Raw genomic sequence first — 22995 nt, 5'->3', positions numbered from 1 at the left:
AATCAACTATGAAAAAAAATCATAAAAGGAGCAGAATAGCATGGCTACATTAGCACAATATATTGCTTTCCATACACTTATCGATACAGGAAATTTTACAGAAACAGGCTTAAAGCTCAATCTCACACAGTCTTCAATCAGTCATACGATTAGTAATTTAGAGGCAGAATTAGGGCTTTCTCTAATTATTCGAAACCGCAATAATATTGTTTTAACGAGTGAGGGGAAAATTGTTTACGAACACATCTCAAAAATATTGCAGCAACAACAGCAGCTTGAAACCTCTGTAGCAAATTTAAAAAATCTCATTGGGGGGACGTTATCGGTTGGTATTCTACCAAGTGTTTCTCTGGTCTTATTACCAAAGGTTTTAGCGTATTTCGAACAGCATCATCCAGACCTACAAATACGTTTGATGGAGGGAGATTATGATCAAATCGAAGAATGGCTTCATAATGGCGTTGTCGATATCGGTTTTTTAGTGCAACCAAATTCTAAACATCTTGTATTCGATGCGATTTTTAATGATGAGCTTGTTTGCATTATGGCACAGGAGCATCCATTGGCGAAGGAAGAGAGGCTCTCTCTAGAGCAATTGCAGGATGAACGCTGGATTATGCCTAAACGTACGATTGATCGAGATGTATCAAGGATCTTAGCTAAACATAAAATCCATCCCAATGTAGTCTATGAATTATCAGTTGACCAAGTCATTTTGACAATGGTCAATGAAAATTTAGGCATTTCTGTTGTGCCGAATTCGCTTTTACTACATGCACCAAGTAACCTGATTAGAAAAAAATTTTATCAAGCATATATTAGACAGGTTGGAATTGCACACAAACACAGTATTCATCTTTCTCCAGGAGCTTTAAAGTTTGTAGAAATATCGAAATACTTTGCCTCCTTTTTACAAAATTAGTTATTGACAATTAAAAAAACCCGAACTATTATCTGATAAAACCAATTGGGATTGTTTAGATTAATCAGATGGAGGACTTTGGGTATATGCATACAATTGTTTATGTTGAAATATTTATCTATTTACTCGCTATGCTAGGAGTAGGGATATACTTCAGTAAAAAAGATTTATCACATAATGATTACTTTCTAGGGGGAAATAAACTACCGGGCTGGGCGTTAGCCTTTTCTGAACGTGCAACGGGTGAATCCGCCTATATGTTTTTAGGGGCAATTGGCTTTATTTATGTGGCTGGGCTGTCAGGCATTTGGATTTTATCTGGCATGCTTTTAGGGGTTGTTGCATCATGGCTATTTTTATCAAAGCGCTTTATGACAGAGCAACAAAAATATAAGGTGAATAGCCTAACAGATTATATTGCTGTTAAATTTCCAAAGCACGCAGATATAATTCGTTGGTTAGCTTCTGCAGTAATGGTGTTATTCTTTGTTTGCTATTTAGCAGCTCAATTTTCCGGGATGGGTAAAACGATTTATTCATTCTCAGGACTCAACATCACTTGGGGAACAATTATTATTGGAGCAATAATAATTGCCTATTCATGTATGGGAGGATTTATGTCCGTTGTTTGGACAGATACAATCCAAAGTTTTTTAATGCTGATCTCGTTTGTTATTGTTCCAATTGCAGCTTATATGGAAATTCAACATCAAGGTTTAAGCATTTCAACAGAGCTAGCTCAAATGGGCAATGGTGCGGATAGTTGGGTCGGAGGCTTAAATGGACTTGCCTTAGGGGCGATGTTATTTACAAATCTATCCTGGTTCTTTGGCTGGCTTGGGGGGCAACCTCAATTGAGCTCTCGCTTTATGGCTATTACGACTGAAAAAGAGCGAATTACTGGCCGTAATATGGCGATTATTTGGACATTAATTGTCTATGTGGGTGCCTTTTTATCTGCGATTTTCGCGTCCACTTTGTATAAGCAAGGTTCTATTGAAGATCCTGAAATGATATTGCCGCATATGGTATTTGAAATTTTACCACCTTGGGTTGCAGGAATTATTGTGGCTGGTATTTTAGCAGCTATTATGTCAACGGCTTCGTCTCAATTGTTAGTCATCACAACATCGATAAGTGAGGATATAATTCATAAAACATTACGTTGGAATATTTCTAGCAAAAAATTAGTTCACCTTTCGCGTCTAGTGGCTGTTATTAGTGGGATTGTGGGTATTATCATTTCACTCAAATCAGGTTCTGTAATTTATAGCTTAGTATCCTTTGCATGGGCAGGGATTGGCAATACATTTTCGGTTGTGATTCTTTTAATCTTTTTCTGGAAACGTGTTTCAGGCATTGGGGTTATTGCTACAATTATTGTCGGTTTTATTAGTGCGATTGTATGGTCCCTGTCACCTATGGAGGCTGTAGTGTCAGCCAAGGCAGCGACATTCTTTATTTGCTTAATTGTTGGAGTTGTGGTGTCTTTAGTATGTCCTGATAAAAAGGAAAACGGTCTGGATGATATTTTAAAATAATAATAAAACTCCTTTTTTGCTGATATATTTCTCAAAAGAGGAGTTTTCTTTTTATGCTTATGACCATATTGAAATAAGATAGAAAGAAGAGCAACCACTCTAACAGGAAATTACATAATGTGTGGACCTTTTTGGTTATCAGGGTTTATGCAAAAATGAAGCAAGGGGGTTAGGAAGTGTTTAGTGATTTTAAGCTTATGGATGAACGACCAGTTTATGTACAATTGAAGGATTATGTTCAAGACATGATTGTCAAGGGGCATCTGTTGGAACATCAAAAGCTTCCATCTACCCGTGAACTTAGTAAGTTATTAGCGGTCAGTAGAAACACGGTGCTGAACGCATATGCCGAATTAGAGCTAGATGGCATCATCTATGCAGTGAAAGGAAAAGGGCATTTTATCGGAAAGGTTACTACATTGGAAACTTCTTCTATTGAAATAGATTGGAAACAAAGGCTGAATGAAACAACTTTATTAGCTGATGAAATTGATTTAATACGACAAGATATACACTGGAAAAAAGGCATGATTTCATTTACTAGTATAGCTCCAGAAGAAAAGCTTTTTGATGTTGAAAATTTCAAAAGGGCATTTATCACAAGGATGTCCATTGAAGGAGATATTGTCTTAAACTATGGCTATGCCAAGGGCTATAAGCCCTTAATTGACCACCTTCTTAGCTATATGGAGATGAAAGGTGTGGACATTTCTAATAAAGATATTTTAATTACAAATGGTTTTACAGAAGGTCTAGATATTTTATTGTCCTCTTTAGCTAAAAAATCAGGGCGTGTACTATGTGAAAATCCTACACATCATGCAGCATTGAAGCTTTTCCGTTTGCATGGGTTAGACGTACATGGCATCGATATGCAAGATGACGGGATTGACATGGAACAGGTGGAAAAAACATTAGCAGATAAGGACTTTGATTTTGCCTATCTTATCCCGTCCTATCATAATCCAACAGGAATTGTCACTTCCTCCGAGAAAAGGAGTGCTATTTTTCAGCTTTTTTCCAAATATCAAATACCCATTATAGAAGATGGTTTTAATGAGGAATTAAGGTATTCAAGCTCGCATTTGGCACCACTAATCGCTTTTAGCGGTATAGGTAATAACATTGTCTATATTGGTAGCTTTTCTAAAATTCTTTTCCCTGGCTTACGTGTTGGCTGGATTTTAGCAGATAGGGAGTTAATTGATAGCTTGGAAAGTATGAAAAGAGCTCGAACAATTCATACATCAACACTGGATCAGGCAGTATTATATCAATATTTACAGGATGGTTACTTTGAAAAATATTTAAAGAAAGCAAGATTTGTTTACAAGAAAAAATATGAGCTTGCCCGTCAAGCTTGTATGCAATACATTCCCTATAGCAGGATAACAGGGGATGGGGGGCTTCACCTTTTTATAGAACTAAAAGAGGACGTAGATGCACGATTGTTGCTTGAGAAATGCTATGACAAGGGCGTTGTATTTTATCCAGGTGATGTATTTTATACAAATGGAAGAGGTAGTAATACATTTCGTTTAGGTTTTTCTCGTTTAGCAGATGACGATATTGTTCGAGGTATTCAAATTATTGGTGATACATTGAAAACGTTATGAGGAGTTGAAAAAATGAAGGTTGGCGTAATTATGGGTGGTACTTCCTCTGAAAAGCAGGTTTCCATCATGACAGGTAAGGAAATGGTCACTCAATTAGATAAGCAAAAATACGAAGTTGTGGCTATCACATTAGATAACAACAAAGAGGTAATTGACAAGGTAGGTGATATTGATGTGGCTTTATTAGCACTTCACGGTAAGTTCGGGGAAGATGGTACGATTCAGGGGGTACTAGAAACGTTGGGTATTCCTTATACAGGAAGCGGTCTTCTAGCAAGTAGTTTGTGCATGGATAAAAATATGGCAAAAAAAATCCTTCGATATGAAGGTGTCGCAACTCCAGATTGGGTGCATCTCATAAAGGAAGAGGAGTTGCCCTTGCAGGATATAGAGCTTATGGGTTATCCACTTGTAGTTAAACCAAATGCTGGCGGCTCTAGTGTGGGTGTTCAAATTGTCCATGATCGGAGTGCCTTATTGGCTGCGGTTGCAGAAGTATTTAAGTGGGATAACGAAATCATTATTGAGCAGTATTTGATTGGTGACGAAATTACATGCCCAATACTCAATGAACAGCTATTGCCAGTCCTGTCAATCAAACATACAGCAGTATTTTTTGACTACCAGGCAAAATATGACGATGCTTCTACCGTGGAGGAGCCTGTGGAACTACCACTTGCAATTCATGACCGAGTGGCAAAGGCTGCGATGATCAGTTACAAGGCTTTAAGATGCAGTGTCTACGCAAGAGTAGATATGTTAATGAAGGATGGCGTTCCTTATGTGTTGGAGGTTAATACGTTGCCTGGCATGACGCAAAATAGCCTACTACCAAAAAGTGCCCTTGCTGCGGGGATCAGCTATTCAGCACTATTAGACAGCATTATCCAAAGCTCTTTACAGATTGATAGAAATAGGTAAATCGAAAAACAAAACCACCAATAGAATTTTTGTGAAAGGAGAAAATGAACATCCGTTCCAAGCTACTTCTAATTGGTTATTCGATCTTTACTGTTAGGATGAAAGATAAGGAAAAGACACTTTTGCACATGGTGATTTGAGTGACGCTGGCGGAACGGAAATCAACCCTTCGCTTTGCCAAAAGTTCTTTTTCTGCTAGTGAAATCATTTTCAACAACATAAAACACCTTTTGTTGTTACCTACAAAAGGTGTTTTGATTGTTTTATGATTTTGCTAATTCAATAAAGCCTTCTCCGAAAACGTCCCTTACATCATGAATGGCAATAAAGGCGTCCTTGTCGACTTCTTTGACAATTTTTTTGAGCTTTACAACTTCTTGCTTACTAATAACAATATACAGGATTTCCTTTTGTTCCTTTGTATAATAACCATGACCTGATAGCACAGTTACCCCACGATTCATATAAGCAGTTACCTGTCCAGCAATGTCTTCAGGTTTTTTAGAGATAATGGTAACTGCCTTTTTAGGGTTAACCCCTTCAATAACAAACTCCATTACCTTTGTACCAACATACAGCATAACAATTGTTAGCATTAATGCCTCCGCACCAATGATAAAATAAGATGAAAAAGCAACAATTAAATCGAAGAATAAAAGTCCATAGCTAATACTCCATCCAAGATATTTGTTAGTGATTCTCGCTAAAATTGTAGAACCTGCTGTTGTACCACCAACTCTTATAATTAAGCCAATACCGACTCCTGCAAATACGCCACCAAAAATTGTATTGACGATAATCTCATCTGAAGAAATAGACCACGTTTCTGTTAAATGTAAAAATAAAGAGTGGAATGAGACCGCAATGATTGTATAAATTGTTGTTTGTCTATTTAAAAATTTATAACCAACGATAAGTAAAGCTGCGTTCATAACAAAGCTGACAATACTTGGCGACCATCCGAACAGATAATAAGCAATAATCGTTAAGCCTGTTACGCCACCTTCACCTAAATCATTAGGAATAACAAATAAGTTAACTGCTAGGGCAAAAAGCAGTGATCCAAGCATAATCATTAAAATATCGATAACATATTTCTTCATTCACATAACACCACCAAATCAAATTTTATTTTTCTTAAATTCCATACTATATCAGGTTTTCAGCAAATGATATACTTTTTGGAATGTTCATTTGTGATATATCGACAGTAATTAGTGTGTCTTTAGAGAGAACTTTGGAAACTTGACATATTATAGCCAGAATTTATAATAGTCGTAACAATGCTAGGAGGGTTATTAAAAAATGACACATGCTATGAGACTACGTTTCCCAATGTTGAACCAGTAACTGAATAGGGCCAAACGCTGTTTTGTGACACCAGAGTAAATGGGATAGTCTGTCCTTTTTTAATCATCTTCATAATCATGAGAAAAAAGAGACGCTTGTCTTATAATAAATCTCTTTTACTTTACATCACAGGCAAATTTGTCTGTGTTTTTTTATTGAATGTAGGGAGGAAAGTGAAATGTATAGTCTATTATTCTTTTAATACGAGCTTTGATTAAAAGCTCGTATCGATACCATCGCTATCGGTACGGAATGATCAATTTCGGGAGGTAGCAAAATGGAAAAGGTTTGCTTTGAGTTAGAGAATGTAGTCGTTACTTATTTAGATAAAGAACTATTAAATATTGAAAAATTAGCTGTGCATCAATTTGACCGAATAGGAATCGTTGGTAAAAATGGTGCAGGTAAAAGTACGTTGATGAAGTTACTTGCTGGCAAGGTACAACCAGTAAGTGGGAAATTGAAAAGGCATGTTCATTTCGGATACTTTGAACAGATGGAGGCACCAACGTTAATAGAGGCAGATCCACAGTTATTAGGGAGATTAGCAGTATCTACGTATTCTGAAGGATTAAGTGGTGGAGAGCAAACAAGATTAAAGCTAGCACAATTATTTACTTCTTATGAGGAAGCTTTGCTTATTGATGAGCCGACAACACATTTGGATCAACTCGGCATCTCATTTTTATTAGATGAATTACGTTATTATTATGGGGCCCTCATACTCATCAGCCATGATCGTGCTGTACTAGATGAGCTGGTTACAACGATATGGGAGGTAGATGGTGGTAAGGTAACGATCTACTCAGGGAATTACAGCGAGTATGCCATGCAAAAGCAATTAGAGCAAGATCAACAAAATCAGGCTCATGAACAATACTTGAAAGAAAAGTGCAGACTTGAAAAAGCTGTAGATGAAAAAATGAAAAAAGCTGAAAAAATTGCTCAGGCAGGCAATATGTCTAAAAGAGAGGCTAACGCTAAACCTAATCGTATGTTTATGACAAAGTCCAAAGGCACAAGTCAAAAAGCCGTACAGCGTGCAGCAAAAGCTATCGAACATCGGATAGGGAAGCTTCATAAAGCAGAAGCGGTGCAGGAAGAAAGAAAAATTGTTTTTCGACAATCAAAAGCCTTGGCATTGCATAATAAGTATCCCATTATGGCAGATCGATTCACTTTACATGCTCAAGATAAGGTACTATTACACGAGGTCAGCTTCCAAATCCCGTTAGGTAAAAAAATTGCGCTTAAGGGTAACAATGGTAGTGGTAAAAGTACATTACTAAAACATATAGCCAATAATGGTGAGGGTATAACTATTTCTCAAAAGGCTAAAATAGGTTATTTTCATCAGATGAGCTACCAATTTGCTGGTGAGGAAACAGTGCTACAATTTTTAAAGAATCGCTCTGAATATGATGAAAGTTTATTACGAAGCGTACTTCATTCCATGCAGTTTGCTGGCACTGATTTACAAAAGAAAATTACCACACTTAGTGGTGGTGAGGCCATACGCCTTCAGCTTTGTCAGCTATTTTTAGGAAATTATAATATTTTGCTGTTGGATGAACCAACTAATTTCTTAGATATTCAAGCACTCGAAGCCCTTGAACAATTTATAGCTGCTTATGAGGGAACAATAATCTTTGTCACACATGATAAAAATTTTATCGACAATGTAGCAGATATTCAGTTTACTGTTCATAATAAAAAAATACTTTAAGTGAAAAGGTGCAATTCCATTAGGAGAATTGCACCTTTTTTAGTGAATTTTTATTAGAAAGGAAGGTTAATGGAAAATTTCGGCGAAGGTGTAGATAGACAATATGAAAAAGGATGATGAACGATGATAAATACGGATGTGACGACGAAACTAAAAATCAATCAACCCGCCCATAAAGTATTTGAAGCCATTATTTCCCCTACTGAAATCGGTCATTATTGGTTTTCTAGCAGTTCCGAAAGATGGGCAGAAGGTAAAAGAATCACGCTTAAATATGAGGAGTATGGTGCAGAGGGTGTGATCACTGTGCTTGAAATGGAGATGAATAAAAAAATTGTGTTTGTTTGGGGAGAAGAGCATGGTGAAGTGACAATGGTTACCATCACTTTTGAAGAATCACAAAGTGAAACAATTATTACTGTTGTAGAATCTGGGTTAAATGCACATGACCCAGAAATTGTGACAAAAATGATGGGCCAAAAAGAGGGTTGGGTCTATACATTAACATGCCTCAAAGGATACTTAGAAAATGGGGTTAGCAATTTACGAGCTTCTCTAATTCATTAAGGAGGAGAGGTATGTCAACGATCGATAACATCGAGCAATTGGAGCTGAAATAGTTTGTGCTAAGAAGGGTTATTCGAGGTGAATCAAGCAAGGGATTCTGTATGCATACTTGTAGAAGTGACGCCTCCAGAAGAAATAAAAACAGAAATAGCATTACGATTAAATAACCAGTCGTCTACAGTATTACAGCAATGGTTGTTAGAAGCAGCTGAGTGATGGAGGGATGAATATGAAAAAGTTGTATTGGATGATTGGCGGTGTTTTGGTTTGTATAGGTTTTGTATGTAGCATTATTTTTTGGAAGTTTCAAAAAGAAATCAAGAAGAACGATCCTGAATATATCGTGCAATTTATCAAGGAACATAAAGAGGATAAAAATATTTCCGTAGCCATTCAATATAATCAACAACATTGGGTGGAGCTAAACACCAAGGAACAGCTACCGTTAGCAAGTACGGTTAAAATAATCGTAGCCATCGCCTATGCGCAACAAGCAGCTGATGGCCGTATTAATCCTAAAGAGCAAGTAAATCTAAAGGAGTTAGAGGCATTTTACATTCCTAAAACAGATGGTGGCGCACATAAAGCATGGTTGGCGCAGTTAAACCTTCAGGGTGCAGATAGTGTACCTTTAAGTGAAGTAGCAAATGGCATGATTGCCTATAGCTCCAATGCAAATACGGAATATTTAATGCATGTATTAGACTTTCAAATAATTAATGATGTGCTTACACAGTTAAATGTAGAGGATCATGAACCTTTGTATCCAATTGTAAGTGCACTTTATATTCCCATTCACTTGATGGAGGAAAAAAATTTAACGAAAAAAGCAACATTAACTGCTTTACGAAAAATGGATATGGTTGAATATCGTGAGCGTGCATTGGCTATTCATTCGAATTGGATAGAACATCCTTTAACAATTGAGGAGAAAACAAAAGCTCAAAAAATGCTCAATATGGATTTTCAAAAGATATGGTCTGATCGTTTAATAAGGGCCACAACAAGTGATTACATCTCTATTTTAGAAAAATTGAATGGTAAAAATTTCTTTAGCGCAGAAGTACATAAATATTTAGATCCCGTGTTGGAGCAATTGATGCAGAATCCTAGAAATCAAGCATGGTTAAAACATGCTGGTCAAAAGGGAGGATCGACTGCATTTGTGTTAACACTAGCAGCCTATGCGGAAGATAAAGATGGAAATCAAACAGAGATAGCCTTTTTTGCTAACAACTTAAATACAATGGAGCAGATTAAGCTCTCAAATAGTATGAATAGTTTTCAATTGAAATTTCTTACAGATGATAAATTTCGTAATCGCTTGAAAGAGGAATTTTCCGAGTTATGAGTTGCCCATAGATAAGGCAACTCATACTATTGACTACGCTCATCAATCAGTTTTTCAAGAAATTCTGAGAAAGAAGAGGCATATTCATAGATCATGTCATTCATTAAGTCATAGCACATAACTGGAAATTCGTCGTGTTCATCTTTAGACGAACGATCAAAGAAGTACAATTCGTCAGAGTCTGGAATAAATAAATCCAATCTATTCGGAAATTGTTTACACCACTCCTCGTCAGCCAAGTTAAGACGATGTATATAGAGAATATCATGATCATTGATGTCTCTGTATGCTGGTGGACCGATTAAGAGAATAGATCCACCATTCAGCTGCCCATTGCCATAATTTTTTAACCACCAGCAATAGGATGGTGGTAATTCAAATCCTAACTCTGCTTCCACTTCTACAATCCATTCATGTTTTACAACGTGTCCAGAAAACCATTTAATTGCAGGAGTGCCTGCAAGTTTTTCTGTTAATCTAGCATACACTGTATCTACCTCCAGTCTCTATATAAAGATTACTCAATTAAGTCACACTACATGTGAGTACCTTCTTTCATTCAACTGCATACTATAGCGTTATCATGCATGAGAGGATTGAGATAAATGTACCACCCTTATTACGGTAATTATCAATCGTATCATTACGGTTATCAACCTGTTTATTGGGCCTATCCAAATCAGGCAGAACGAGCGCCAAGAAGTAATGTCCAGAATGATTTTGGACCAACACCATTTGTTATCGACATTGAAGAGGCTACAAAGCGCAATAATAATTATCGTACAGCATTGTGGACAGGGTCAAACTTACAAGTAACGGTGATGAGTCTTAATGTCGGAGAAGATATTGGTTTAGAAGTACACCCACATGTGGACCAATTCATTTGTATTGAGGAGGGGCATGGATTAACTCAAATGGGGCCAACTAGAGATTATTTAAACTATCAGAGACATGTCGCAGAAGATACGGCTATTATGGTACCAGCAGGAACATGGCATAATGTTACGAATACAGGGGATAAACCACTAAAGCTTTACACGATTTATGCGCCACCAAATCATCCATTTGGGACTGTACAAGTAACAAAGGCTGATGCTCTTGCTGGAGAAGCGGGTTATGGACAGCATGACTAGGGATCATAAAAGCGTGTTTTCATACAAAACATGCTTTTTTCTTGAATTATGATAGAATGTGTTTTAATTGCAGATAATAAAGGTCCTGAATGAAGGGTGATGAATGATGAAGTATTCAAAAGCAACAAATTATGCTTTACATACAATGGTGTTTTTAACACTCAATCCTAAAGGGAAATCAATGAGTGTAGAGTCTTTAGCAGAAATGCAAAAATTATCTCCAACCTATCTTTCCAAAATATTAACTAAGCTTGTGAAGGCAGGTTTAATTGAGTCGAACCCAGGTGTCAACGGTGGTTATCGAATTTCTAAGCGCCCCCATGAAATATCGTTTTTAGATGTGATATATGCAATTGAAGGACAAACCTCATTATTTAGTTGTTCCTCTGAACACGATCATTCCTTCCATCATCAAGGCTGTCTCATTGAACAAGTGATGGTGGATGCTGAAAATAATATGAAAGAAGAGCTTAGTAGGAAATTTATTATAGATATAGCTAATAAAATGGAATTAAAAGGATAGCAGCTGGGAAAGGAACTAGGGTTTCGCCCCTAGCTCCTTATTATTTTAATTGCATGAGTGCGCCAAAATATTGCTGTGCTGTCGTGAAGCAAATAAATGCTAGTAGCTCGCTAATCTCGGCTTCTGTTAAATAGTCCTTTAATACAGCCGTGACGTTGGGGGCGGTGTGCCCCTTAGCAGCTAAGAATGCTTCCGCAAAACCTGTGCATACTGCCGTTTTCTCATCATAGTTCTGGGGATCAGGCTTGCCTTTTGCCTGACAATACTGACAGCCATTTTTTTGAGCTAAAGTTTTTCGAACCTCTTCTTTTAATGAAGCGGATAGATGCCCGTCTTTTTCGAGTACCTCCCCCAACTGCTGCCAGTGCAGCTGAATTCCCTTGTTGTAGCCTAATAATTGTTGAAAGGGTGTTAAGCCCTTGTCATATAATTGAATAAGTGTCATCAATCATTCCTCCTTCTATTAATTAGTGTAAAATGTTCATAACGAAGTTAACATATCAATTCGAAGGGAAATATGATTGTTTTCCTTCAAAAAGAAGGGGTATTTACAAAATGGATTTCATTAACGAAATGATACTTAAAGAATTAAAAGAAGATAGTCGAATTTCTATGAGCGAACTAGGGAGAAGGGTTCACTTATCTGCACCAGCAGTTCGCGAAAGAATACGGCAATTAGAGGAACAGAACGTTATTAAGAGGTATACATTGGATATTAATAAAAAAGCATTGGGTTATCCAATTGACGCTATTGTTGAAGCGACAATCAAAAATAACCGCTATGCAGACTTTAAAGAACATCTGAAGGTTTATACAAATATAGACTTCTGCTATCGCATTTCAGGTGAGTCATGTTTTTTATTAAAGGGGCATTTTCAATCTTTTCCTGATGTAGAGCAGTTTATTGATGCATTACAGCCATATGCACATACGAAAACTAACTTTATTTTTTCAGATATATGTGAGGACGTTTAGATGAAGGGAGATATGTATGGAAATCAAATTATTTGAAGAAGAAATTGATGATTTAGTACATTTATTAGTGCAAAATAAATGCTTGGGAAAATGAAGATGGTACTGTGACAGATAGTATTGTCTATGGTGCTATTAAAGATGACTGGGTAGTAGGGAAGTCAACACCAATAAGAATGGATGAAGTTCCATTTTAAAGTGTTTGAAAGGAGTTTTTGCATGGAAAAAGACGTATTAAATGCCTTAAGAAAATCATGGTCCATTCAATCAAGTTCTAAATGGAGTGTGGACAACCCTGCAAAAGGACAATGTGGCGTCACTTCATTAGTTGTGCAGGATATTCTTGGCGGAGAAATTAGGAAGACATTTCTTGAGGAAGGCTGGCACTTTTATAATATTATTAATGGAGAAAGAAAGGATTTCTCCGAGGAACAATTCCCATATCTAATCGACTACCAAGATATTGATTCAAATAGGGTAGAGGCTTTTCAAGATACTAATGATAGTCAATATCGTTATCTAAAAACACAAGTTTATAAGCTTTTAGGGAAGGCAGAGAATTAATTATCTCTGCCTTTTTAATTTTCAAAACAAAGTTGTTGACGTTTATAAAAATATCGTGTTATTATTATCTCGAATTCAAGATAAATAAATTCAAGATAAATGAATTCGAACCTTTAGCTTCGTTAGGAGGTACAATTATGGGGTTTTTTAATAAATTTTTTAGCTCAAAAAAAGAGGAGGAACAAACAATGGCAGAATTAAATATCGGTATTATTATTGGATCAACTCGTGAGGGGCGTGTAAGCCCTCAAGTAGCACAGTGGGTAAAGGAAATTGCAGATCAACGTGGAGATGCCAATTATACAGTGATTGATATTGCTGATTATAAATTACCATTATTAGGTGAGCCAGGACAGGATGCTTCAGGAGCACAAGGTTGGTCAGAAATTATTGCTAAACAAGATGGTTTTGTATTCATCGTACAAGAATACAATCACTCTATTACAGGGGCATTAAAGAATGCACTAGACTACTTACGTGTTGAATGGAATAACAAAGCGGCTGGAATCGTATCTTATGGTTCTGTTGGCGGTGCTCGTGCAGCAGAACATTTACGTGGGATTATGGGTGAGCTTTTAATCGCAGATGTGCGTGTTCATCCAGCACTATCATTATTCACAGATTTTGAAAATGGCACAGAATTTAAACCAAAAGAAGTACAAATAGATTCAGTAAACCAAATGTTAGATCAATTGATCCCATGGTCTAAAGCGTTGTATACAATTCGCTAAGCTTTTACAGATTGAGGTAGGTATAAATAGGGCATAGTATAGGTGAGAAATATAGTCATGAAAGGGCTTGTTAACATGAAAAAACATACAGCAGGTATACACCATATCACAGCGATCGTAGGACATCCGCAAGAGAATATTGATTTTTATGCGGGAGTATTAGGCTTACGTTTAGTAAAACAAACAGTAAACTTTGATGATCCGGGCACATATCATTTATATTTCGGTGACAAAGGTGGGAAACCAGGAACAATCATTACCTTCTTCCCTTGGGCTAATGCTTATCAAGGACGTATTGGTGATGGTCAGGTTGGCGTTACAACGTATGTTGTACCAGAAGGAGCACTGCCATTTTGGGTTAATCGCTTAGCGAAATACTCGATTCCTTTCCAAAAAGCTGAACGTTTTGGTGAGCAAGTCATTCAATTCGATGATCCACATGGTTTGCATATTGAACTCGTGGCACGTGCGAAAGGCGGGCACAACGAATGGTCATTTGGTGAAGTAACACCTGAGGTTGCTATCAAAGGATTTGGTGGAGCTACGCTATTCTCAAGTCACCCTGAAGAAACTGCCAAAGTTTTAACAGAAGTAATGGGTCTTGAAAAGGTAGCGACGGAAGGTGACTATACGCGTTTTACTTCTAGTGCAGAGATCGGCAATACAGTGGATTTAAAAACAGTTGCAGGTCAACGTGGCCAAATGGGTGTAGGAACTGTGCATCATATTGCGTGGAGAGCCCAAGATAATACAGATCATTTAGAATGGCAAGAGTATGTGATGAATCATGGACAACATGTAACAGAAGTAAAAGATCGTAATTATTTTAATGCGATTTATTTCCGTGAACCTGGCGAAATCTTATTTGAAATCGCTACAGATCCTCCTGGATTTGCTCATGACGAGACACCAGAGACAATGGGTAGCCAATTAATGTTGCCACCTCAATACGAGCAACATCGTGAACAACTAGAAAGAACATTAATCCCGATTAAAGTGCGTGAGCTTGATTAAGCGGGTTTGCAGGATCAAGCTAAGCTAAAGTTGGCGGGATTTATGAGATAGAACGTCCACAATAGATTTTCAATTAATGCGAAAATGTTGATAGCCAACATTTTCGCATTTTTTATTATTAGAAGGCGAAATGCTAATCAAAAATTGAGTGCACGTGCCATGGCCTCTAAATAGTTCTGAATAGCCTGTTGACTTACTTTTGCTTCAGGCACAAAGACCTCAAAGCAATGGTAACTGCCAGGGTAGAGGTGGAATTCAACGTCCACTCCTGCCTGTGCAAGACGTGTTACATAATCAATGGTTTCATCACGAAATAAATCAAGTTGGCCAATACATATATAGGTTGACGGTAATCCTGCAAAGTTTTCAGCTCTTGCAGGGACCGCATACGGAGAACGGGCATTGATGTCCTTTTCCTCTCCTAAGTACAAATGCCAAGCAGTCAAATTATTTGTTCTACTCCATGTTGCATGATCATCAATAATCTCATAGCTGGAAGGTGTTACATTTCGGTTATCAAGCATCGGATACAGTGGCATCTGGAATATAATTGATGGTCCTCCTTTATCACGAACCATTAATGCAAGTGCTGCTGTTAATCCTCCTCCACCGCTTGCTCCAGCAATTGCCACCCGTTTGACATCGATACCAAGTGATTGGTGCTCATTAGTCATCCAAACTAATCCAGCATAACAATCTTCAATAGCCGCTGGGTAGGGATGTTCAGGCGCTAGTCGGTAATCAATGGATACGACAACGCAGTTAGCTGTCTCAACAAAGCGTTCACATAAAACATCATCCATATCAGGGTGCCCCATGACAAAGCCACCTCCGTGAATCCAAAGCATAGCTGGAAGTTTATCCTGTTCCCGTTTAGCTGGTTCATAGATTTTAACTAGCATTTCGTCCCCATCACCTCTAGGAATCATACAGTTGGTCGTAAGTACATCTTCTGATTTTTTTGAAGGTGGATTGGACAAGAGACCTCGACTCCAAGTTAAATCTTCCTCTAATCGAAAGCCAGGAAATTCTGAGTAAGCCTGCCTTAATTCTGGTAAAATTCGGTTAATGATGGTCATATATACTCCTCCTGTTGAATAATGAATCTTAAAGAAATGGCTTTCCTTCTAGAGCCATTTCAGCTTCCCATTTAGCGACTTCATCACGTACACGGGGAGCAACTTCTGTTCCAAGTAGTTCTATAGCTTGCATGACTTGATCATGCGGCATGGTACTTAAAGGAACGTATAGCATAAACCGTGTAATTCCTACATGCTTACGAAGATGAATAATTTTTTCAGCAACTGTATCTGGATCACCAACATATAATGCTCCCTCAAAGCTTCTTGCAGCATCATAACTAGAACGGTCATAATAAGGCCAGCCTCTTTCCTTGCCTAATTTATTCATACCAGTCATTGTTGATGGGAAAAATGTGTCTGCTGCCCATTCCGTATTCGGTCCAACGAAACCTATTGAATGAGAACCTACCTGAAGTTTTGATAAATCATGACCTGCATGAAGTGCTGCCTTTTTATATAGCTGTACAATCGGTGCAAATTGCATTGGGCTGCCACCAATTATTGCTAGCATAAGGGGTAATCCTAAAAGGCCCGCACGCATAGCAGATTGTTGATTTCCTCCACTAGCCACCCAGATTGGGAGAGATTTTTGAACAGGTCTAGGATACACACCTAAATGATTGATTGCTGGACGATGTCTACCTTCCCAAACTACTTTCTCAGACTGACGAATGCTAAGTAGTAAGTCTAAATGTTCCTCAAATAATTCATCATAATCATGTAAATCGTAGCCAAATAAGGGGAAGGATTCGATAAAAGAACCACGACCTGCCATGATCTCTGCACGTCCATTTGATAGTCCATCCAATGTGGCAAAATCCTGAAAAACACGCACAGGATCTGCCGAAGAAAGGACAGTTACAGCACTTGTGAGTCGAATGTTTTTCGTTTGAGAAGCAGCAGCAGATAGCACCATTGCTGGAGAAGAGGCGGCATAGTCTTCACGATGATGCTCACCAATGCCAAAGACATCCAATCCTACTTGATCTGCAAGAATGATTTCTTCTACTACTTCACGTAAACGCTGTGCATGACTAATTATTTCACCACTGTGAACATCTGGTTTTGTTTCTACGAAAGAAGTAATTCCTATTTCCATTTGTTATCTCTCCAAGTCTAATTTTATTTAGTAAATCGTTTAGTTATTGCCCAAAAAAGAAGAGCAATTGTACTAATAGAGGCTCCGAGTAAGCAAACCCCTCCCCAACCAAAATGTGCATACATCTGAGTCGATGCGATTGAACCGCTAGCACTACCAATAGAATAGAACACCATATAGCCTGCGGTCAGTCGACTTCGTGCTTCTATACGTAATGGGAGAATCATCGTCTGGTTTGTGACATGTACTGCCTGTACTGCCAAGTCAAGTAACACAATGCCAATAATTAATGCCAAGAATGACTTATCTAAATAATTAATAAATATCCAGGAGATAAGTAAAAGCGTTAAAGCAATAGCTGTCGTTCTTTGTCCATAGCCTTGGTCAGCAAGTTTACCCGCTTGTGCAGCAGCTAATGCCCCTGCCACACCTACAAGACCAAAAGCGCCAATTACAGTGTGTGATAGAGAAAATGGTGGTGAACTAAGTGGCAGAACAAGGGGCGTCCACAAAATACTAAAATCAGCGAAAATTAGCATGGCTAGAATAGAGCGGATACGTAATGTTCGCTCTTGAATAAACAGCGTAAACACGGATTGAATTAGCTGAGAATAGGTGATTGATTTTACTTCACGTTCGCCCCTTGGTAAAACTTTTAAAAACATACCACTCATTAGAAGCATGAACGCGGCGGAGGCTAGATAGACAGAACGCCACCCTGCAAGATCTGTTACTAACCCAGCAAAGGTACGAGCAAGTAGTATGCCAATGACAATGCCACTTGTAACAATGCCTACGACACGACCACGTTCTGTAGAGGAAGCCATAGTTGCAGCGAACGCAACAAGGGTTTGAGTCACGACTGCAAGTAGACCAACTAAGGCCATACCCGCAAATAGCACTACAACATAGGAGGCAGTACCGACTAGAAGCAAAGCAACAGAGGACAATAGCATTTGTCCAATAATCAAGCGTCGTTGGTTTAGTAAATCTCCAAGTGGAACTAGAAGAAGTAAGCCTAGCCCATAGAAAATTTGTGTGACAGTAATAATCAAACCAATAATTGATTGATCAATAGCAAAATCATTCGATAATTCATCTAGCAGCGGCTGAGCAAAATAAATATTGGCGACAGACATTCCGCAGGCTGTAGCGAATAATAATGTTACAGCTTGGGATATAGAAGATGATTGATTTATATGAATTGCATCATCATTTGCATTGTTCACATTGTAACCTCCCTTTCTAATTGAATTGTAATTATAACATACCGTTCGGTACAAAATAATTATTGGTAAATATATCTTAACTACATTGGATTTGTCAATATTTATTTGGTATATATTTTCTTTTTATTTCGATTGATGAAATGAAATTGACAATAAAAAAAGCCAGATATAAAATAATTACATACTGTTTAGTATCGTAAAATTTAATGATTAACTTACTATTTTTTCCTAATGGGGGTGTATCTATAATGGCAAGAACTCGGGAATTTGATGAGGCAAAAGTGTTAGAGGCAGCAATGCAATTATTTTGGGAGAAGGGGTATGAAGCAACTTCTTTAAGTGATCTTACTACTAGAATGGGGATTCAGCGTCCTAGTATTTATTCAACGTTTGGGGATAAAAAGGAACTATTTGAAGCGGCACTTCGTAGATATACGACAACTCGCGCATCCGAAATACGGACTAAACTTCAAAGTTATGCCTCTGTAAAACAGGCGTTTTCTATATTTTTTGAAGATGTGATTACTGCTGAATATACAAAAGATCTTAGTAATGGCTGTTTTTGTATCAATACAATGGTTGAATTAGCTCCACATGATGAGAAGTTCGAGATTTTGACAAGAGAGCATCAACTCTATCTATCAGTAATTTTTCAGGAGACAATTGAACGGGGAATTCAATCAGGAGAACTAGAGGCGAACACGGATTCAAAGTCTTTAGCGCAAGCATTAATTGTTGCGTTAATAGGGTTAACAGTTATGCTGAAATCGCAGCCACAACGCTCGTTTGTTGATAATGCCATTGCAACGACGCTGACATTACTTAAATAATAAGGCAATACCCCTTTAGCGTTGCTAAAGGGGTATTGAAAAAATAAGAAAAAAATGCACAAATTTAGTTTATAAAACATAGGATGAATTTATAATTCCTTACAAGCCCATGCGTCAATCTCAACCTTTAAAGCTGGCGTAGCGAGTGCAACGACATACATTAATGTTGTGCATGGAAGATGTTCCTCCAAGAAGTCACTGATAATTTCCTTACGTTGAATAGCATCCATATCCCCCACTAAATAAAAGACGAGCTTTGTAATATCTTGAACCTCCATATCGGCACTATCTAGATTTCTTTTAATATTTTCAAGTGCTATCTTCAATTGAGCTATTGCATCTTCAGGTATAGATCCATCAGCTATCATGCCAATTTGTCCTGATAATGTTAACCATCTCTGAGGTCCCGTCACCTCAATTTGATGAACATAAGGAGCAACGGGTGGATGAATGTTCTGAGGGTTTCTCGCAATTTTCATAGAATCAGTCCTTGTCTCTGTTTAATTTATATCTCTAATCAAAATAGCATAAAGTAATAGTTGATAAAAGTTCTATACAAATACCATTATAAAAGAACATACAAATTGGATATGCTGGTTTAAAGGGTTATAATAGATTTATAGAATTTTGGCTAATACGCTGGTAAAGCTTTCACAAAGGATAAGAGTATCGACTTTTTAATTTGACAAGACATACAATTCACTTCAACCCCGCCTTAGGTTTTATACAGACACTTCTAAAAGAAACATACATTTCGTCTTATTTTGAAGGTAGATGGCTATACTCATTAAATGAGAGGGAAATTTTTACATAAGAATGATGCGTATTGTTATAAATCAATTTTATAGTGTAGCCCTAGGTAGCAGAGGCAGCGAGGCCGTTTTGTAGAAGGAGTGAATAAATGAATAATTTCTTTCGGAGTAATGGATTTAAGCGTTTTATTATTCTAGTCGGGATTGCTCTTGCATTATATTTAATGCGTAGTATGATCAATCTAATTTTACTTACGTTTATTATTACTTATTTGATGAACCAGCTTACTACGAAGACAACGAAAAGCATAAGAAAATATACGCCGATGAATGAAAAAGCTGTGACGGTAACATTATACCTTTTACTTGTGGCGGGTATTGTAGCTGTTATTTACAAATATTTACCAATTGTGACCCAGCAGATCACACAGCTTTTCGACCTTATTGCAAGTTTTAATCTCGATCCAGATGACAATGAGATTGCGAGATACTTAGCACCGACTTTTGAGAAAATAGAGCTCGGGAAATATTTAGAGCAAGGTGTGGATTTAACTCTTAAAAATATTACGAATATTGGTAAAATCATTATGCAAATATTGATTTCTCTAATTTTGAGTTTATTCATCTTGTTAGAAAAGAATCGTATTATTGAGTTTACAGCTAAGTTTAAGGATAGTAAAATTGGGCCGCTTTACGATGAGCTTCATTATTTCTCAAGAATATTCATCCGCTCATTTGGTAAAGTAATTGAAGCACAATTTATTATTGCTGCTGTTAACTGTGTGTTATCCGTCATTGCCCTTTCTATTATGGGCTTCCCACATTTGATTGCACTTGGGATTATGCTCTTTATTTTAGGCTTAGTTCCAGTCGCGGGAGTTATCATCTCATTAATACCATTAAGTATTATCGCATATAGCATTGGTGGCTTGATGTACATCGTCTATATTTTAGTTATTGTCATGGTTTTACATGCCATTGAAGCTTACTTCTTAAATCCAAAGCTTATGTCTGCCAAAACAGATTTACCGATTTTCTATACGTTTATGGTCATTCTCTTTTCTGAGCATTTCCTTGGTGTATGGGGACTAATCATAGGTATTCCACTATTTATGTTCCTGCTTGATATTCTAGGTGTAACCTCCTCGGAAGACCCTGCGAAGAAATCGGTAAAGGTACACACTGAAAAACAAATGGAATAGTTCCAAACAAAGGAATCATCTACATATATGATGATTCCTTATTTAATGCACAAGAGGTGTTTATATTGATAAAAGGTCAACAGGTCTATTTAAGAGAAATACGTGAAGATGATAGTGATAGTATTATAAGATGCTTTCAAAATGAAGAAATCATGTATATGACAGGAACACGGAATATTTTAACAAAGGAACAAATCAAAGAGGCGATCAAACGCTTTAAAGCAGATTCTTCTCGCTATGATTTTGCTATTTGTTTAGTTGATAATGATCAGGTAATTGGTGATTTGGCGATTATGGAGGTTGATTTAGATAATAAAAAGGCAGTGTTCCGTATAGCTTTACATAATATAGAGAATTGTGGCAGAGGTATGGGTTCAGAAGCAGTTAGGCTTGCTCAAAGATTTACATTTGAGGAGCTAAATCTGAATCGCTTAGAATTACAGGTATATTCACACAATAGTAGAGCAATTAAATCCTATGAAAAGGTCGGCTTTAAAAAAGAAGGTGTTTTGAGGCAGGCCTTGTTTATGAATAATACATTTTCTGATGAAATCATTATGAGTCTGTTGCGTGATGAGTATATGAAAATTCAAAAGTAGAAATTTAACCAGCACAGATTTTTGTGTTGGTTTTTTTTCTGAACACAAGTATAATTGGTAAAAATTTCTGTGTGTGAAGGACAGAAATAGTGTTGAAACTTTCATAGCTGTATTTTTAGTTAAAATGCATTCTAAATCTGATATAGCAAAACTAATTAAGAGACCCAAAATCGTCTTGTTGTTGTAAAACAATTATTTTTTGCAGGCATAAAGGAGAGATGGTAAATGAAAATACAATATCCTACTTTAAAAACGCCTCTTACGATTGGCGTGACAGCACCCTCTAGTGGAGTTGAACAGCATCTTCATCTATTAATAACAGAAGCTGAAAAACAATTAATACAAAGAGGAATGAAAGTTATTATTGGAAATACTACCTGGACGCAGTTTAAAGGTAGAAGTACAACAAAAGAAAAGCGAGTCTCTGAACTTATGGACTATTTATTAGATGAGCGTATAGATGTCGTCATGCCACCGTGGGGAGGCAGTTTTTTAATGGAGTTATTACCTTTAATCGATTGGGACGAATTAAAAAAAGCTGGACCCAAATGGATATTAGGGTATTCAGATATTAGTACTTTATCTTTTGTATACACAACCATGACGGGGTACGCATCCGCACATGGGGTGAATTTTACTGAATTATCTGCACCTCAATGGGATGAACTTTCTTCTAAATGGATAGACGTAATTACATGTAAGACTGGTCATTCAATAACTCAAAGCTCTTCTCACTATTTTCAATCGAGCTGGGAGCAAGTTTATAAAAATCCTGCTACAGGATTTTATTTTGACAGTGAAACCGAATGGAAAGTTCTAAACCAAGAGCGTAGTAATCGTATGACAGGTAGGTTGATAGGTGGCTGTTTAAATACATTGCAAATTCTTATAGGTACGCCCTTCGATTACGTTCAATCATTTATTAACGAATATTGCTCTGAGGAAGGAACAATATGGTATTTAGAAAGTGTTGGTATGGATGCAGCAAAAATCTACCGAGCTTTATGGCAATTAAAGTATAATGGTTGGTTCAATAAATGTAATGGTGTTCTAATCGGGCGAGCAGGACTATATGAAAATCTAGGGGACTTTACATTGGTGGATGCATTAGGGGATATTTTTGACGAGATGGGAATACCAGTTTTCTATGAAGTAGATATTGGACATGTCCCCCCTCAATTAATTCTAGTGAATGGAGCAGTTGGGGAAGTAATAGTAGAAGAAGGAAGAGGTACGCTAAAAATGCAATTTTGTTAGGCAAACATATTAAA

General features: G+C 37.2%; 26 protein-coding genes. 19 read left to right on the top strand and 7 right to left on the bottom strand.

The annotated features are described in order from the left end of the window. Nucleotides 1-40: 40 nt before the first annotated feature. The 4 genes from HXV90_RS21895 (at nt 41) to HXV90_RS21880 (ending at nt 5000) form a co-directional block, all read left to right on the top strand. The gene (locus tag HXV90_RS21895) at nt 41-922 is read left to right on the top strand and encodes a LysR family transcriptional regulator (protein WP_048393981.1); all 882 of its coding nucleotides are present in this window, start codon (nt 41-43) and stop codon (nt 920-922) included. 86 nt (nt 923-1008) lie between these two features. Beyond that, on the top strand, nt 1009-2463 hold the full coding sequence (locus HXV90_RS21890; protein WP_054549704.1) for a sodium/proline symporter: 1455 nt from the start codon (nt 1009-1011) through the stop codon (nt 2461-2463). Nucleotides 2464-2639: 176 nt separating this feature from the next. Beyond that, nucleotides 2640-4079, top strand: a complete 1440-nt coding sequence (gene pdxR, locus HXV90_RS21885) for a MocR-like pyridoxine biosynthesis transcription factor PdxR (protein WP_269898002.1) — start codon at nt 2640-2642, stop codon at nt 4077-4079. Nucleotides 4080-4091: 12 nt separating this feature from the next. Next, entirely contained in the window at nt 4092-5000 is a 909-nt protein-coding gene (locus HXV90_RS21880; RefSeq protein ID WP_048393986.1) for a D-alanine--D-alanine ligase, read from the top strand. 263 nt (nt 5001-5263) lie between these two features. Here HXV90_RS21880 and HXV90_RS21875 read toward each other — a convergent pair whose 3' ends face one another. After that, entirely contained in the window at nt 5264-6103 is an 840-nt protein-coding gene (locus tag HXV90_RS21875; protein WP_036079667.1) for a YitT family protein, read from the bottom strand. 202 nt (nt 6104-6305) lie between these two features. On the opposite strand from HXV90_RS21875, the gene HXV90_RS23560 reads away from it, so the two are divergent. The 5 genes from HXV90_RS23560 (at nt 6306) to HXV90_RS21855 (ending at nt 9994) form a co-directional block, all read left to right on the top strand. Next, nucleotides 6306-6350, top strand: coding sequence for an erythromycin resistance leader peptide (locus HXV90_RS23560; protein ID WP_112118014.1), 45 nt, complete (start codon nt 6306-6308; stop codon nt 6348-6350). 277 nt (nt 6351-6627) lie between these two features. Then, nucleotides 6628-8076, top strand: coding sequence for an Msr family ABC-F type ribosomal protection protein (locus tag HXV90_RS21870; protein ID WP_269898001.1), 1449 nt, complete (start codon nt 6628-6630; stop codon nt 8074-8076). 123 nt (nt 8077-8199) lie between these two features. Continuing rightward, nucleotides 8200-8643, top strand: a complete 444-nt coding sequence (locus HXV90_RS21865) for an SRPBCC family protein (protein ID WP_112116845.1) — start codon at nt 8200-8202, stop codon at nt 8641-8643. Between the two features lie 78 nt (nt 8644-8721). Continuing rightward, nucleotides 8722-8859, top strand: coding sequence for a hypothetical protein (locus tag HXV90_RS21860; protein WP_269898000.1), 138 nt, complete (start codon nt 8722-8724; stop codon nt 8857-8859). A gap of 13 nt (nt 8860-8872) precedes the next feature. Beyond that, complete coding sequence (locus HXV90_RS21855; protein WP_269897999.1) at nt 8873-9994, top strand: serine hydrolase; 1122 nt, start codon at nt 8873-8875, stop codon at nt 9992-9994. A 26-nt stretch (nt 9995-10020) separates the two neighbouring features. On the opposite strand, the gene HXV90_RS21850 is transcribed toward HXV90_RS21855, so the two are convergent. Next, complete coding sequence (locus HXV90_RS21850) at nt 10021-10482, bottom strand: SMI1/KNR4 family protein (protein WP_269897998.1); 462 nt, start codon at nt 10480-10482, stop codon at nt 10021-10023. 117 nt (nt 10483-10599) lie between these two features. On the opposite strand from HXV90_RS21850, the gene HXV90_RS21845 reads away from it, so the two are divergent. Together HXV90_RS21845 and HXV90_RS21840 are read left to right on the top strand one after the other, a co-directional pair. Then, entirely contained in the window at nt 10600-11127 is a 528-nt protein-coding gene (locus HXV90_RS21845; RefSeq protein ID WP_112116843.1) for a cupin domain-containing protein, read from the top strand. 103 nt (nt 11128-11230) lie between these two features. Continuing rightward, nucleotides 11231-11650 (top strand): Rrf2 family transcriptional regulator, encoded by a 420-nt coding sequence (locus HXV90_RS21840; protein WP_103118966.1) that lies wholly within the window; start codon nt 11231-11233, stop codon nt 11648-11650. Between the two features lie 40 nt (nt 11651-11690). On the opposite strand, the gene HXV90_RS21835 is transcribed toward HXV90_RS21840, so the two are convergent. Further along, nucleotides 11691-12095 (bottom strand): carboxymuconolactone decarboxylase family protein, encoded by a 405-nt coding sequence (locus tag HXV90_RS21835; RefSeq protein ID WP_048393996.1) that lies wholly within the window; start codon nt 12093-12095, stop codon nt 11691-11693. A gap of 110 nt (nt 12096-12205) precedes the next feature. Between HXV90_RS21835 and HXV90_RS21830 the strand changes: the two genes are divergently transcribed. The 4 genes from HXV90_RS21830 (at nt 12206) to HXV90_RS21815 (ending at nt 14931) form a co-directional block, all read left to right on the top strand. Further along, nucleotides 12206-12625: an Lrp/AsnC family transcriptional regulator gene (locus HXV90_RS21830; RefSeq protein WP_054549696.1), complete on the top strand. Its 420-nt coding sequence runs from the start codon at nt 12206-12208 to the stop codon at nt 12623-12625. Nucleotides 12626-12841: 216 nt separating this feature from the next. After that, entirely contained in the window at nt 12842-13186 is a 345-nt protein-coding gene (locus tag HXV90_RS21825) for a YunG family protein (protein ID WP_048393998.1), read from the top strand. A 137-nt stretch (nt 13187-13323) separates the two neighbouring features. Continuing rightward, nucleotides 13324-13917, top strand: coding sequence for an NADPH-dependent FMN reductase (locus tag HXV90_RS21820; protein WP_112116841.1), 594 nt, complete (start codon nt 13324-13326; stop codon nt 13915-13917). Nucleotides 13918-13992: 75 nt separating this feature from the next. Then, nucleotides 13993-14931, top strand: coding sequence for a ring-cleaving dioxygenase (locus tag HXV90_RS21815; RefSeq protein WP_158651975.1), 939 nt, complete (start codon nt 13993-13995; stop codon nt 14929-14931). Nucleotides 14932-15068: 137 nt separating this feature from the next. Here HXV90_RS21815 and HXV90_RS21810 read toward each other — a convergent pair whose 3' ends face one another. Genes HXV90_RS21810 through HXV90_RS21800 form a run of 3 tightly spaced genes read right to left on the bottom strand, consistent with a single transcriptional unit; the run spans nt 15069 to nt 18341 of the window. Further along, complete coding sequence (locus HXV90_RS21810) at nt 15069-16010, bottom strand: alpha/beta hydrolase (protein WP_269897997.1); 942 nt, start codon at nt 16008-16010, stop codon at nt 15069-15071. A 28-nt stretch (nt 16011-16038) separates the two neighbouring features. Then, the gene (locus HXV90_RS21805) at nt 16039-17112 is read right to left on the bottom strand and encodes an LLM class flavin-dependent oxidoreductase (protein WP_048394002.1); all 1074 of its coding nucleotides are present in this window, start codon (nt 17110-17112) and stop codon (nt 16039-16041) included. Nucleotides 17113-17135: 23 nt separating this feature from the next. Beyond that, nucleotides 17136-18341 (bottom strand): MFS transporter, encoded by a 1206-nt coding sequence (locus HXV90_RS21800; RefSeq protein WP_269897996.1) that lies wholly within the window; start codon nt 18339-18341, stop codon nt 17136-17138. A gap of 248 nt (nt 18342-18589) precedes the next feature. On the opposite strand from HXV90_RS21800, the gene HXV90_RS21795 reads away from it, so the two are divergent. Then, a complete protein-coding gene (locus HXV90_RS21795; RefSeq protein ID WP_048394004.1) occupies nt 18590-19171 on the top strand; it encodes a TetR/AcrR family transcriptional regulator in 582 nt (193 codons plus the stop codon). A gap of 89 nt (nt 19172-19260) precedes the next feature. Here HXV90_RS21795 and HXV90_RS21790 read toward each other — a convergent pair whose 3' ends face one another. Beyond that, entirely contained in the window at nt 19261-19650 is a 390-nt protein-coding gene (locus HXV90_RS21790) for a RidA family protein (RefSeq protein WP_048394006.1), read from the bottom strand. Between the two features lie 422 nt (nt 19651-20072). Between HXV90_RS21790 and HXV90_RS21785 the strand changes: the two genes are divergently transcribed. The 3 genes from HXV90_RS21785 (at nt 20073) to HXV90_RS21775 (ending at nt 22981) form a co-directional block, all read left to right on the top strand. Beyond that, complete coding sequence (locus HXV90_RS21785; RefSeq protein ID WP_048394009.1) at nt 20073-21125, top strand: AI-2E family transporter; 1053 nt, start codon at nt 20073-20075, stop codon at nt 21123-21125. 65 nt (nt 21126-21190) lie between these two features. After that, entirely contained in the window at nt 21191-21724 is a 534-nt protein-coding gene (locus HXV90_RS21780; RefSeq protein WP_048394011.1) for a GNAT family N-acetyltransferase, read from the top strand. A 225-nt stretch (nt 21725-21949) separates the two neighbouring features. Then, the gene (locus tag HXV90_RS21775; protein ID WP_257961853.1) at nt 21950-22981 is read left to right on the top strand and encodes a S66 family peptidase; all 1032 of its coding nucleotides are present in this window, start codon (nt 21950-21952) and stop codon (nt 22979-22981) included. Nucleotides 22982-22995: the final 14 nt, after the last annotated feature.

Source organism: Lysinibacillus sp. JK80 (assembly GCF_027557635.1).
Taxonomy (GTDB): Bacteria; Bacillota; Bacilli; order Bacillales_A; family Planococcaceae; genus Lysinibacillus; species Lysinibacillus capsici.
This window is presented reverse-complemented; position numbering and strand designations above follow the sequence as displayed.

What these genes read in the sequence shown, in the direction of transcription:
- HXV90_RS21865 (WP_112116845.1), top strand. Translation starts at nt 8,200, where the DNA reads ATGATAAATACGGATGTGACGACGAAACTAAAAATCAATCAACCCGCC.
- HXV90_RS21895 (WP_048393981.1), top strand. Translation starts at nt 41, where the DNA reads ATGGCTACATTAGCACAATATATTGCTTTCCATACACTTATCGATACA.
- HXV90_RS21890 (WP_054549704.1), top strand. Translation starts at nt 1,009, where the DNA reads ATGCATACAATTGTTTATGTTGAAATATTTATCTATTTACTCGCTATG.
- HXV90_RS21825 (WP_048393998.1), top strand. Translation starts at nt 12,842, where the DNA reads ATGGAAAAAGACGTATTAAATGCCTTAAGAAAATCATGGTCCATTCAA.
- HXV90_RS21795 (WP_048394004.1), top strand. Translation starts at nt 18,590, where the DNA reads ATGGCAAGAACTCGGGAATTTGATGAGGCAAAAGTGTTAGAGGCAGCA.
- HXV90_RS21855 (WP_269897999.1), top strand. Translation starts at nt 8,873, where the DNA reads ATGAAAAAGTTGTATTGGATGATTGGCGGTGTTTTGGTTTGTATAGGT.
- HXV90_RS21790 (WP_048394006.1), bottom strand. Translation starts at nt 19,650, where the DNA reads ATGAAAATTGCGAGAAACCCTCAGAACATTCATCCACCCGTTGCTCCT.
- HXV90_RS21835 (WP_048393996.1), bottom strand. Translation starts at nt 12,095, where the DNA reads ATGACACTTATTCAATTATATGACAAGGGCTTAACACCCTTTCAACAA.
- HXV90_RS21810 (WP_269897997.1), bottom strand. Translation starts at nt 16,010, where the DNA reads ATGACCATCATTAACCGAATTTTACCAGAATTAAGGCAGGCTTACTCA.
- HXV90_RS21875 (WP_036079667.1), bottom strand. Translation starts at nt 6,103, where the DNA reads ATGAAGAAATATGTTATCGATATTTTAATGATTATGCTTGGATCACTG.
- HXV90_RS21840 (WP_103118966.1), top strand. Translation starts at nt 11,231, where the DNA reads ATGATGAAGTATTCAAAAGCAACAAATTATGCTTTACATACAATGGTG.
- HXV90_RS21805 (WP_048394002.1), bottom strand. Translation starts at nt 17,112, where the DNA reads ATGGAAATAGGAATTACTTCTTTCGTAGAAACAAAACCAGATGTTCAC.
- HXV90_RS21820 (WP_112116841.1), top strand. Translation starts at nt 13,324, where the DNA reads ATGGGGTTTTTTAATAAATTTTTTAGCTCAAAAAAAGAGGAGGAACAA.
- HXV90_RS21870 (WP_269898001.1), top strand. Translation starts at nt 6,628, where the DNA reads ATGGAAAAGGTTTGCTTTGAGTTAGAGAATGTAGTCGTTACTTATTTA.
- HXV90_RS21830 (WP_054549696.1), top strand. Translation starts at nt 12,206, where the DNA reads ATGGATTTCATTAACGAAATGATACTTAAAGAATTAAAAGAAGATAGT.
- HXV90_RS21880 (WP_048393986.1), top strand. Translation starts at nt 4,092, where the DNA reads ATGAAGGTTGGCGTAATTATGGGTGGTACTTCCTCTGAAAAGCAGGTT.
- HXV90_RS21775 (WP_257961853.1), top strand. Translation starts at nt 21,950, where the DNA reads ATGAAAATACAATATCCTACTTTAAAAACGCCTCTTACGATTGGCGTG.
- HXV90_RS21785 (WP_048394009.1), top strand. Translation starts at nt 20,073, where the DNA reads ATGAATAATTTCTTTCGGAGTAATGGATTTAAGCGTTTTATTATTCTA.
- HXV90_RS21845 (WP_112116843.1), top strand. Translation starts at nt 10,600, where the DNA reads ATGTACCACCCTTATTACGGTAATTATCAATCGTATCATTACGGTTAT.
- HXV90_RS21815 (WP_158651975.1), top strand. Translation starts at nt 13,993, where the DNA reads ATGAAAAAACATACAGCAGGTATACACCATATCACAGCGATCGTAGGA.